The sequence below is a fragment of the Anaerosporobacter sp. genome (assembly GCF_031551385.1).
Classification (GTDB): Bacteria; Bacillota; Clostridia; order Lachnospirales; family Lachnospiraceae; genus Anaerosporobacter.
On the sequence record NZ_JAVBNS010000249.1, the window covers coordinates 1 to 12,260 of the forward strand.

A 12,260-nucleotide genomic window follows, 5' to 3' on the forward strand; every position below is an offset into this window, starting at 1 on the left:
CCTTTTGATTCTTCAAGAAAATTAATGAGTACTATAAACAAGATGTAAAGTGTCAAAACGATATGTATTACAAAGGGTGCTCCCGATGTCCTTCTTGCCAAATGCACCCACTACTATGACAAAGGTAAGATTTCCCCTTTAACAAGTAGTAAACGCGCCGTTATTAACAAATACAATGCTGATATGGCTAAACGCGCTCTTCGTGTCCTTGCTGTTGCATACAAAGAAACTTCCACCGTTCCAAAAGGTACTGCTCTTACAGAAAGTGCTTTAGTATATACCGGATTAATTGGTATGATTGACCCCCCTAGAGAGGAGGCTAAAGAAGCTGTTCATATCTGCAAACGTGCTGGCATTAAGCCTGTCATGATTACTGGTGACCATATCACCACTGCTTGTGCGATTGCGAAGGAGTTAGGAATCTACGAAAATCACGATAAAGCAATTACAGGAACTGAATTATCTGCTATGACAGAAGAACAGCTCAATAACGATATCGATTCCTATAGTGTATTCGCAAGAGTTACCCCTGAACATAAAGTGCGAATTGTTAAAGCACTTCAGAAAAAAGGAAATGTTGTTGCTATGACGGGCGACGGCGTTAATGATGCTCCTGCATTAAAAGCTGCTGATATCGGTTGTGCTATGGGACAGAGTGGCACAGATGTTGCCAAGAATGCTGCTGATATGATATTAACAGATGACAATTTTGCTACTATTGTTTCCGCGATTCAAGAAGGACGTGGTATTTATCAGAATATCAAGAAGGCAATTCATTTCTTATTATCTAGTAATATCGGTGAAATCCTTACGATATTCGCTGCCATATTGCTGGGTCTGCCCTCACCCTTGCTTGCCGTTCAACTTCTCTGGGTAAATCTTGTTACAGATTCCTTACCTGCGATATCTCTTGGCGTAGAACCTGCTGATCGAGATATCATGAAAGATAAACCGATTTCTCCTCAAACTGGAATGTTTGCAAACGGACTTGTTTTTAAGATTGTATTCGAAGGTCTTCTTATTGGATCACTTGCTTTAACAGCATTTATCCTAGGATACCGCTACAATTTTGGAGGCTCTTCTGATACGTTAACTCTCGGCCGTACTTTGTCTTTTGCTGTCCTTAGTTTGTCGCAGTTGTTTCATTCCTTCAATATGAGAAGTAATAAATCTATATTTAAAATCGGTATATTCAGCAATATAAAACATGTATTATCTTTTATTGTATGCTCTATACTGCTTTCGACTGTTATTATGTTCGAACCATTTGCAGATATTTTCAAAGTAATTCCACTGAACATGAAGCAATGGATACTGGTTGTTATTCTCTCTTTTGTCCCTATTATAGTTGTCGAAATGCAAAAAGGGGTAAATAATACTCATTGAATTCATAGTCTAAAGGTTGTATACTGTTAGTTAATAGGTAACATCAATAAAGAATTAAGGAGGCTACACTATTGGAAGAACAAACTAAAACGACAAAGCTAAAACCCTTTGATAATACCTTAATGGAAGATTTAAGTATGTACGATAAAATGCCTTATACAAGTACTTATGATTTATGCAACACGAATACGGTATGTTTAGAAAGTGGCAACTTATTAAAATCTTATCGAATCAAAGAAAAGGAGCCTTATGTAATTAAGCAAGATGAAAATCGCTTTCGCGTAAATGCTGCTCCTGTTAGACAACAGCCAGTAATGATAGAACCTGATCCTGTTTTAGACGATTCTGAACAGCTTACTCCAGAACAGTTAGAAAGTTTATTAGAAGATTCCGATTTATAGAAAAATGCATTTTCCTTATTATATTAACCAAAAAGGCAAGAGACTTTTTTATTCGTCTCTTGCCTTTTTGGGTCGAAAAACATTCTTAATTAGATAGCCGATTTAATATCTGTAATCATATCTATAACCGCTTGTCTTGATGCATCTGCGTATGCTTCTTCTCCAAACTTCTCATATCCTGGTTGTTTGTATGCAGCAATGATGCCACGAGAAGAGTTAATGATTGCTCCTAATCCATCTTTATTAAAGTATGGTGCTAAATCAGAAGCTTTACCACCTTGTGCTCCATATCCAGGAACTAAGATATATGTTTTAGGCATAATCTTACGTAGAATTTTTCCCATCTCTGGATAGGTTGCTCCTACTACAGCACCTACATAACTGTACGAATCGCCCATATGTGACTCGCCCCAGCTTGCAACTTTCTCACCAACTAATTCATATAATGGTCTACCATTAACAAGTTGATCTTGGAATTCTCCACTTGATTTATTCGATGTTTTAACAAGAATAAATAACCCTTTGTTCTCTTCTTTACATACATTAATGAAAGGTTCAACACCATCTGATCCAAGGTATGGATTTACCGTTACGAAATCTTCATCAAATCCGTAGAATGAATTTTGTCCAACTGCTACTTTACCAAGGTGACCAACTGCATACGCTTCTGAAGTAGAGCCGATATCTCCACGTTTTACATCACCGATAACAACAAGACCTTTTTCTTTACAATAATCTACCGTTTGCTTGAATGCTTTCAATCCTTCAATTCCAAATTGTTCATACATCGCAATTTGTGGCTTAACTGCTGGAATCAAATCATATGTTGCATCAACAATCGCTTTGTTAAACTGCCAAATTGCTTCTGCTGCTCCTTCTAATGTTTCACCTTTTTCAGCAAATGCTTTCGCTTTCACACACTCAGGAATGTAACCTAACATTGGATCTAATCCAACAACAATAGGTGCTCCTGTTTTCTCGATTTTGTTAATTAACTTGTTAATCATAGTTAAAAATGCCCCTTTCGTAAATCATATATACTTGTAAGTTTTTATGCTTTATAAACAACTTGTCCACCAACGATTGTATATAGAATCTTTCCACATACCGTTTTCCCTTGAAATGGAGTATTCTTACCCTTTGAAGCGAAATCTTTCGTATCTATTATATACTCTTCCTTTGGATTTGCAATTACAATATCTGCGATTGCTCCCTCTTGTAATGTTCCCTTATTAATTCCAAGAACTTTCGCTGGATTAAAACTCATCTTCTCAACAAGCTGTCTTGGAGTAAGGTAACCTGTATTAACAAGTTCTGTCACTGTTAATGCAAATGCGGTCTCTAAACCAACAATTCCAAAAGGAGATTCCTTTATCGATTTTTTCTTCTCTTCCTCACTGTGAGGAGCATGGTCTGTTGCTATTACATCAATTACATTGTTTCGCAATGCTTCTTTCAATGCATTAACATCTTCTCTACTTCTTAACGGTGGATTCATCTTATAGTTAGCATCATCTTCCACAATGTCTTCATCTGCTAATACAAAATGATGTGGACAAACTTCCGCTGTAACTGGTAATCCTTCTTCTTTTGCCTTTTCTACCATCCACGCACTGTCTTTTGTTGAACAATGACATAGATGTAACTTAACTCCTGCTTCTTTCGCTAATAAAATGTCTCTTGCAGAAATAACATCTTCTACTGCGTTCGTAATTCCCGGCATTCCAAGTGTTTCCGCTGTCTTACCAGCATTCATAACTCCACCGCGAACAAGACTTTTATCCTCACAATGAGCAAGTACAACGATTCCTTCTTCCTTTGCAATCGTCATCGCTTTTTGATACAATGCAGTATCCATTACTGATTTTCCGTCCTCACTAATGGCTACTGCACCTTCCTTCACCATACCTGCAATATCTGCTAATTCCTCACCGATTTGCCCCTTTGTAACTGCACCAACTGGTAACACATGAACTACAGCGTCTTTCTTTGCTTTATCATTCAAAGATGCTACCATCTGTGCACTATCTATAGCAGGATTCGTATTCGGCATTGCGCAAATGCTTGTGAATCCACCTCGCGCTGCTGCCATCGCTCCTGTTTTAATTGTTTCTTTATATTCAAATCCTGGTTCTCTAAGATGTACATGTAAATCAATAAATCCTGGCATAACATAGCAAGCAGTTGCATCAATAACTTCATCTGCCTCCTTTGCTATATCCTTCTCTACTTGAGTAATACAATTATCCTCAACATAAATATCACAAACTTCTTCTCTATTCGTTGCAGGGTCAATTACATACCCATTCTTAATTAGTATATTCACTAGAACCACCTTTCTTCATTAGCAATTACTATAAATCTGCACACGCAATATCATTTAAAATGCCTTGATTTTCAATATATTTTTCAAATTCATCTCTCTCGACCCATTTATAATTATGTAGTTCTTCTGATAATACAATGTCTTCCATTCCACTTAAGCATAGATAGCTAATACCTATTGTGTAGGTATCTCCTGCCATAAAAGACCAAGTGTATAATATACGGTCAATTTGCGTACATAACCCTGTGCTTTCTTCAATAATTCTAACAACTGCATTGTCAGGTGATTCACCAAACTCAATCAAACCATCAACAAATCCCCATTGGTATGGTTCTTGAATACGGTCATCAAACCATTTTTCAACGATAAGATATTTGTCTAAGCTTTTTACGATACCCTTTACTATAATACGATATTTATCCACTTTAACATCCTCCTACCAGACTTTTCTTTGCTATTATAACATACCCATTCATAATCATCAAATACTATGATTGGTTTTCTTGTCCATTTTATAATAGTTGTACTGTTGTCTGCTCTCTATATTTTTCTTCACCGAACATCAATAGATACAATGCCTTCAATTCTTCATATAAACAACTATCTTCCGCCTCTACACATAATGGTAAATATAATATATCAAATTCTACACCATATACGCAAGCACGTATTGCTGTTTTTCTAAGCCCATTCTTCTCATAGAACGCAATTCTTCGTTCTCTTATCACTCTCTCCTCTTCATCTTTCGCTGTTCGAAGACTTTCTACTTCTATAATATATCCTTTTGAAACGGTATCATTCTCTTTCAGCATCTGCAATAATGTTGAACCATATCCCTTACTACGGTACTTACGATTACTTGCGAAGTAATCTAACAATGCAAATTCACTTTCCTTGTTATTCACAAACATTGCATACGCTAGTAGTTCTTCCTCCTCATAAAGTCCGTAAATTGTATAGATCCCATGTTCCATATATGTCTTTATCATTGCTAACGGTTTTAATTCACTTTCTGGGAAATCGTATACTAAATAATTTTTATATAAATTGCTAAGCTGTTCTGTATTAATTATCTTTATCTGCATTTTTTTCTCCTGCGTAATATACCTCTGATTCGCTGCTGCATTATTTTGTTTTATTTATTTTTTATTACTTGTAATATTACTTCTGGAATTACTGTCTTGTTTTGTTTCCAAATCGTATTAAATTGTGAATGGCTAACAGGTGCAATTACCATACCTGTTTCTATTGTTATCGCGGGTACACCTAGTTCTCCTACTACGTAATCGCTATATCCACCATAAGAAATCGTACTGCTACTCTGCGTTACAAGAGTGTATCCTGTTATGCTCTTCACTAGATTAACAAGTTCCTTACATTGTTCCCTTAGCTTCCCTTTTTGCCCATAATCCCAATATATAATATTCCCCATGGAATGATAGCTAAGTGCCACCTTCAATCCTTTGATACTTTTTGTGTATTTTACCAACGCTTGTGTTTCACTTTCTGACTGCGCCTTTACTCCTGGGTAATTCATACTCCCCACTTTCTTCTCGGTAACATTCTTTTTCCATAGAAATGGAAAGTTTTTGTTTAGGTCTACCCCTTTCACATTTGCCTTCCATCTTGAATAATTACTTGACTTTTGCATCGTCTTTAATGCAAAAATAAGCTTCTTATCTGCTATTTTATTCGTACCATACTGACATAACGTAACTCCATCTGGATTCGCCATTGGAATAACATGAACAGCTACTTCATCAAACATCTTTTGGTAAGATACACTTTTATAACTCCCCTTTTCATATTGCGTTAGATAATATTCAAGTTGAGCCATAAGCAGTTGCGTATTAATATATTCTCTTGCATGCATACTTCCCTGTATTAATATATTGTTTTTTGCATTCACATTTCCAAGTATAATGCAATAGATTTCTCTGTTATCCTCTGACTTACCAAGCGATTGTACAGTTACGTAGTCTGGATAATATGTATTCAACAACTGTATATCTTTTTTCATATCATCATAATTGTACTTCGTATCTGTTATATCCACAACATTTGTTGGAATCGTTGGCTTCTTCGTTGTAACATTGCTTTCTTTAACATATGCTACAGCACCATCAAACATAATTTGATTATACCCATCTTCGCCAATTCCTACTCTTGTATATTTTCTATATAGAATTGCTGTACCAAGCTTCTTACTTTTCGTATCTGGCTTTTCATAAACACTACAAGCCTTCTTAACATATATACTATCGTTAATTTTTTTATATGTTGGTTTTGTTTCTTCTTGTGTTGTATCATTTTCTTGCGTACTGTCTTCTGGATTGTCAGTAGATGTATCACCTTCTTTTGATCTATCGTTTTCTGTATCACTATTTTCAGTGTTATTATCTTCTTGATTCGTGTTATCTTGATTCGTACTATCCGGATTACTGTTTTGTTGTGTATTATCTTCTTGATTGATGCCTTCGCTTTCACTATTATTCACAATACTCATTTCAGAAGCAAACACTTCCCCTGTTGTTTTTGCTTCCATTGCATATGATGTAATTGATGTTGATAATCCAACCATCAAACCATATGTACAAATTAATCTTGTAATTTCCCTAAACCTTCTCATCTTAATGTGCGTCCCTTCCTCTTTATCCCTAAACAATAGTACTATTGACCTATTGTTTTCTTTCCTAATTATATACTAAGTATCCTTATATTTCAAACTAAAAACACTGGATGATTATGCTTATTTGAACCATTTTCACTTGTAAAAATTATGCATTCGTAGTATACTCTTTTTATGTTTGCAACACGTATTCTACGTAGCATTTATTCCTCTACTTTATCAATTATTATCTCAATGAATGGAGGAATCTATATGAAATCAATTAATTCTAATCAACGAAAAAAAGAGCATGTTAAAAAATCTAATTTAACACGCTCATCATGGTATCTTATTATTCTTGTATTTTTCTTATGTTTTTCGGCTACTCCTTTCGAAACATACACGCAACCAATTCATGCAAAATCAATAGTAGGAACAACTTATCCATTTATCGTATTAACAAGTTATAGTGAAACACTTGCTATCGGTGATAGTTTCTATCTCACCGCCCTCACTTCTACTGGGAAATCTCCAACGTTCAAAAGCAGTGACTCCACCATCGCCTCCGTTAACACCTACGGAAAAGTTCTTGCTAAAAAGGCTGGCAAAGTCACTATTACTGCCAAAATCAATGGTGCAGAATCAAGCTGCAAGGTAACCGTTAAGAAGACCAGCATAACACTTAATGAGACAAGTATATCCTTGGAACATGGAGAAACTTTCTTATTAAAGGCTCGTCCTTCCACCAATTCCTCTGTAAAATATAAAAGCAATCGCAAAAGTATTGCTACTGTTAATGAAAATGGTCTAATTACTGCTATGAAACCTGGTGAAGCCGTAATTACAATATCGGCTGACGGCACGAACGTAATATGTAACGTTAAAGTCAAATCTCCGCAAGTCTCTTTGAGTAAAACTACTCTATCTCTCTATCGGAATCAAACTTATCAACTAAGTGCCAAGGTCTCTTCTAATCTTACTCCCAAATGGAAAAGTAATAAGAAAAGTGTCGCTATCATTGATGAAACTGGCAAGATAACTGCGATCAAGCATGGTACTGCGCTTATATCTGCTACTATTGATGGTATTACTCGAACTTGTAACGTAACTGTTGAGTCTCCAACTATTACATTAAGTTCAACCGAGCTATCATTAGCAGTTAGTCAAACAGCTAAACTTTCTGCTGTTGTATCTTCTAAAAATACACCCGTCTGGTCTTGCAGTAATTCTAATGTGTTAGATGTAAGTAAGGACGGCAAGGTTACTGCATTAAAGAAAGGTACTGCTTATGTTTATGTTTCTGAAGATGGTACAAAGGTCAAGTGTAGGGTTACGGTTACTGATGGTAAAAAATAGTCGTCATATATAAGATGCATTTTACAGATAACTAACCTATTAATGTTATAAATCTAAGAGGAATAAATGTTGCAAACTAATTACTCTGTATTATATTATTCAGCACAGAATACTATTTTTTAATAACTGGTATCCAAATTTCACTTTTGTAATCAGACGAACTCAAGTCACCGTTTGAGTACCATTCTATTTCTGGCGCTTCTGCATGCTCATAACCAGATGTAGGGAACCATTCAGAAAAAATTCGTCCCCATACTTCTGCCATTGCAGTAGGCATAGGACCGATTATCTCAAATACTGCCCATGTAAGAGATTGTATTTCAAGATTGCACAAAGTTTTTGGGCAATCTTTTTCCGTTATTGAGGCAATATAGTAGTCAGTTGTATTATCTTCATACATTCCACTGTACACGCCTACCAACCCATTTCCAAGACTGGAAATTTGTGCAATTGTTTCTTGCGGTGTTTCGCTCCACATTTTCCCTACATTTTCACCTAAGCCATCAATATTTGAAAACCTCTGTTTTACACCTACTACGACAAATGAATCTTTTTGCTCAATTCTATACTTCATTTCAATCACTCCTTTTATTGATAGTGAGAATGTTACACGAGGATACGCCTTTAACGAGATACCTTTTTCCCTTGCTTTCGAGGGCGTAACTCCATGTATTGCCATAAATGCACGTGAAAACGAGTCCGGTGAATTATAGCCATATTTCATAGCAATATCAATTACTTTTTCCTTGCTATTCTGCAAATCAAACGCAGCAAGCGTTAATCGGCGACGGCGTATATATTCAGACAGCGGTACGCCAATAAGGAAGGCAAACATGCGTTGAAAATGATATTGGGAACATAACGCTATTTTTGCAACCTTTTCATATTCAATTTCTGCATCTAGATTATCCTCAATATAATCAATTGCATTTTTCATATTCTCAAGTGTGTCCATATGTCTCTCCCTTCAAGATAAGTATATTATAAATTAATTATTAATACCCGATAATATTTGCAAGTATTTGTCGGTTGTGAGGGTATATGCCTTTTTTCTAAACCGTTACTCTTTTAGATGATTCTTTCTCCAGTATTTTATTATAGATTAATATATCTATTCTTCATCAATTAATCCAATTCCAACTAACTCATACCCTCCTTGATCTGGTACAAAAATTCCACATTTGGTAAGAATAGCAGTATTAAAAAGCGAAGATTTCTTTAAACAATTGTGTATCAAATTCAAATCATCAATATTAGTTTCTTTATCCGCAATAATTCTATATTCATAACTCATAAATATCACTCTCTTCCAAACTTTCTTTCCTTCCTCGTCATAGCCTTCGACAGACGTTCCTAACTAATCATTTTAAAGCAATTTTATTCTTTAACTGGTAATTCACATCTCACTCTTATCTTTGACGACGCATCGGTTCTGAACAGACTGTACTGTCCATGAACATTCTGCGTATTGCTTCCTTTACACTTGGTTCATAAAAATCATACTTCAAACTACATCCCCGCTACATTAAAATTTTATATAATTTAAAATGGGTTCCCAACCCTCTTTAGGGGCATTATAACTCCATTGTTCTTCAGATATCTCTTCTAATTTTTCCATCTTTTCATGATATTCTTTAGAAATTCGCGAACGCTCCTCTTCACTATATTGATTTAATCGCTCATCATTTACTTTACAGCGTGTATTTGTTATAAAATTAATAATATCGCAATAAAGCTTGTCATCAACAAATCTTGTGAATTCCGGAAACATAGAAATTACTTCTTGGAATGCTTCTTTTATTTCCTGTAAATCTAGTTTATCTAAAGTTTGAGTAATATATGGAATTAGCACTGCCTGATCTCTGACAATTCCATGCCAACCATCACCCTGCCAGTTCCCGACCACATTTATCGCAATATGAAGCACAAATAATTCAGCACTAACTTTTCTCTCTATTTCTTCCAAATCTCCCAGTTTCCAAATTTGTTCCGAAATTGCAAGCAAATCATCACTATCTTTGGGGTAATCTTTTTTTATAAAATTTTCAATTGTTATCATCTTATTTTTTCCTCCTGTACCTAGATTTCTTAGTCTAAAATCATCATCTAATCCAAATACTATTTTAAGATTATTGTAATTAGAGTCTTTATACTTATCATAATTTTCAGTTCGACCAATTATTTTCCATCTTTTATTTACTATAGTATCCCAAAATATTTGAACGGGCGAAAACATAATGCCTTATTCTGTTTTCATATTATGAACGTCATCCCTTCGTTTCGTTACTTGATTATGTAAAAACGACTAAACCACTTTTACTTATCCCAATCTGCAGACCAATCAATTTCATCACTAAACCAATTATCTCTCTTTCTTGGCGCATAATCCATTTCCAAAGTGATTTCTTTCCCCCATTTTATAACGTCTTCAATAAATTCTTCGCTATCTAATCCCTCAATTCTATTTTTCCCCAATGCTTTTCTTAAATATTCCATAAAAAGATTTCCTATATGGAATCGTTGTTCAACCTTATACATTTTACTATATTCTTCCACTTTTACCGAAATATCAATAATTAGACATTTTGATTTTTTTTCATATCTTATAAAAGATCTTCTATTGTATGCTTCTGGCAAGCAACGCCAGCCCACCAAAATTTGAATATCAATATCTGAATACTTTTTATTTATCCTCGGTTCTAAATAATCACGTAATTCACTTGCTAACTCTCCAACTCTTGAACCCGCAGTATCGGTAATAATCTGAAAATCCATATAAAAAAATCTCCTTGTCTTATTTAGTAATGCAGAAATCCAAATCAGCTCTTTTCAATGAGAAACACATGCTTAGAAAAGCACTAACAACTCTTATCTTTACATGTGTTTTCACCAAAAAATATACTTTCTTTTTCTTCTATTTCAGCTATTAACCAATCCAAACATGCCCAATTTGGGCTCGAAACGATTCCTCATCTATATCATTCCTTTTGCATGAGTCTAGTGCAACCGATTCTAGTTGATTAAGTTTTCGTAATACAGCATCAGCATAAACTAATTTATGACAACTTCGTAAATCCAGTTTTTTTAGATTTTTACAATTTTCTAACCCTTCTAATGAGGTGAACCTTCCGTTAATTATTCGTAAAAGTTCTAGGCTTTCTAGCTCTGGAAGAAATTTTAGATTCTCTGTTTTTACAGATTGAATATAAAGTTCTTTTAAATTTGTTAGTTTTTCCAAATTCATCAAACCATCATGATAGCGAGTATTCATGCACTCAATTGTTGTCAGTTTAGAAAAATCAATATTAAAATAATTATCTACTGCCCAATCAAATTCCTTTAAATTTGATAGCACGTAGAGTCCTTGTATATCTGATTTTTTTGTCAGAGGAACTAGCCAATGAAATGTCTCTATAAATTCTAGCCCCTTTAAGAAATCAAAATTAACCGTATACCTAGCATTTTCAAACCCTTGCCATACACACACGTTTTTAACTTTTTGTTTCTTTACATATTCTATTCCTTCTTCTAAATACGGAAATAAAATTCGAACGCCTCTGATATCAGTTGTAAATTCATAGTCTATTGTTATCTTTTCCATTCAACCTGCCTTCCTTATTATGGATTACATTTAATAGGATTCTCTTTCATTTTATCTGCTATTTCTCTAGCCTCATCTCGCAACTTTGGATTAGCATTCCAAGATGACTCACCTGATAAAATTTTATTTAAATATTTCTTTGGAATGCGACCTTTCTCAAAACCAGCATCTTTCATAAGTAGATATTCTACCATTTTACCTAATTCATTATTTCCATTTGTACTCGAATGAGCCCATAATAGTAAATCACTAACGCTAAGGAATGTTGCATATTGCTTGCACTCGCTTGCTTTACACTTACAACTACTAATGAATTAAACAGATTTTCTACTTAATCGGCTATTAACCCATCAGCAGTTGTATATTTATTGGATTCCTTAAATTTTCCAATCTATCATGATAGCAAATATTAATAGCGTCTATCGCTATTAGTTATAAAAAATCTATATTAGCATTTTTGTAATGCGAAAGTTTTTACGAAGAAATAATGTCAATATATTCTTTATACTCCAAAGGAATTGGTCTATTAAAAATCAAATCTTTCATAGGATCTACATTTTCCCCAAATTAAAAGAAAAGAGA

The 12,260-nt window shown here is 34.5% G+C and carries 14 protein-coding genes; 3 read left to right on the plus strand and 11 right to left on the minus strand.

Annotation, left to right across the window (positions count from 1 at the left end; translation table 11 throughout):
- Positions 1 to 183: 183 nt before the first annotated feature.
- Positions 184 to 1,386 (plus strand): cation-translocating P-type ATPase, encoded by a 1,203-nt coding sequence (locus RMR19_RS18625; RefSeq protein WP_310605004.1) that lies wholly within the window; start codon positions 184 to 186, stop codon positions 1,384 to 1,386.
- Between the two features lie 71 nt (positions 1,387 to 1,457).
- A complete protein-coding gene (locus tag RMR19_RS18630; RefSeq protein ID WP_310605005.1) occupies positions 1,458 to 1,787 on the plus strand; it encodes a hypothetical protein in 330 nt (109 codons plus the stop codon).
- 89 nt (positions 1,788 to 1,876) lie between these two features.
- On the opposite strand, the gene pyrF is transcribed toward RMR19_RS18630, so the two are convergent.
- From pyrF to RMR19_RS18655, 5 genes are all read right to left on the minus strand, one after another.
- Entirely contained in the window at positions 1,877 to 2,794 is a 918-nt protein-coding gene (gene pyrF, locus RMR19_RS18635) for an orotidine-5'-phosphate decarboxylase (RefSeq protein WP_310605006.1), read from the minus strand.
- 44 nt (positions 2,795 to 2,838) lie between these two features.
- The gene (locus tag RMR19_RS18640; RefSeq protein ID WP_310605007.1) at positions 2,839 to 4,113 is read right to left on the minus strand and encodes a dihydroorotase; all 1,275 of its coding nucleotides are present in this window, start codon (positions 4,111 to 4,113) and stop codon (positions 2,839 to 2,841) included.
- Positions 4,114 to 4,141: 28 nt separating this feature from the next.
- Complete coding sequence (locus RMR19_RS18645; RefSeq protein WP_310605008.1) at positions 4,142 to 4,537, minus strand: NUDIX domain-containing protein; 396 nt, start codon at positions 4,535 to 4,537, stop codon at positions 4,142 to 4,144.
- An 88-nt stretch (positions 4,538 to 4,625) separates the two neighbouring features.
- Positions 4,626 to 5,198, minus strand: a complete 573-nt coding sequence (locus RMR19_RS18650; protein WP_310605009.1) for a GNAT family N-acetyltransferase — start codon at positions 5,196 to 5,198, stop codon at positions 4,626 to 4,628.
- 50 nt (positions 5,199 to 5,248) lie between these two features.
- Entirely contained in the window at positions 5,249 to 6,742 is a 1,494-nt protein-coding gene (locus tag RMR19_RS18655; RefSeq protein ID WP_310605010.1) for a M14 family metallopeptidase, read from the minus strand.
- A 252-nt stretch (positions 6,743 to 6,994) separates the two neighbouring features.
- On the opposite strand from RMR19_RS18655, the gene RMR19_RS18660 reads away from it, so the two are divergent.
- A complete protein-coding gene (locus RMR19_RS18660; RefSeq protein ID WP_310605011.1) occupies positions 6,995 to 8,077 on the plus strand; it encodes an Ig-like domain-containing protein in 1,083 nt (360 codons plus the stop codon).
- 112 nt (positions 8,078 to 8,189) lie between these two features.
- Here RMR19_RS18660 and RMR19_RS18665 read toward each other — a convergent pair whose 3' ends face one another.
- The 6 genes from RMR19_RS18665 to RMR19_RS18690 form a co-directional block, all read right to left on the minus strand.
- Positions 8,190 to 9,032, minus strand: coding sequence for an AraC family transcriptional regulator (locus RMR19_RS18665; protein ID WP_310605012.1), 843 nt, complete (start codon positions 9,030 to 9,032; stop codon positions 8,190 to 8,192).
- 156 nt (positions 9,033 to 9,188) lie between these two features.
- A complete protein-coding gene (locus tag RMR19_RS18670; RefSeq protein WP_310605013.1) occupies positions 9,189 to 9,371 on the minus strand; it encodes a hypothetical protein in 183 nt (60 codons plus the stop codon).
- Between the two features lie 231 nt (positions 9,372 to 9,602).
- The gene (locus tag RMR19_RS18675; RefSeq protein ID WP_310605014.1) at positions 9,603 to 10,136 is read right to left on the minus strand and encodes a hypothetical protein; all 534 of its coding nucleotides are present in this window, start codon (positions 10,134 to 10,136) and stop codon (positions 9,603 to 9,605) included.
- A gap of 257 nt (positions 10,137 to 10,393) precedes the next feature.
- Entirely contained in the window at positions 10,394 to 10,852 is a 459-nt protein-coding gene (locus RMR19_RS18680; RefSeq protein ID WP_310605015.1) for a hypothetical protein, read from the minus strand.
- Positions 10,853 to 11,003: 151 nt separating this feature from the next.
- A complete protein-coding gene (locus RMR19_RS18685) occupies positions 11,004 to 11,678 on the minus strand; it encodes a hypothetical protein (RefSeq protein ID WP_310605016.1) in 675 nt (224 codons plus the stop codon).
- Between the two features lie 17 nt (positions 11,679 to 11,695).
- A complete protein-coding gene (locus RMR19_RS18690; RefSeq protein WP_310605017.1) occupies positions 11,696 to 11,854 on the minus strand; it encodes a hypothetical protein in 159 nt (52 codons plus the stop codon).
- Between the last annotated feature and the right edge of the window lie 406 nt (positions 11,855 to 12,260).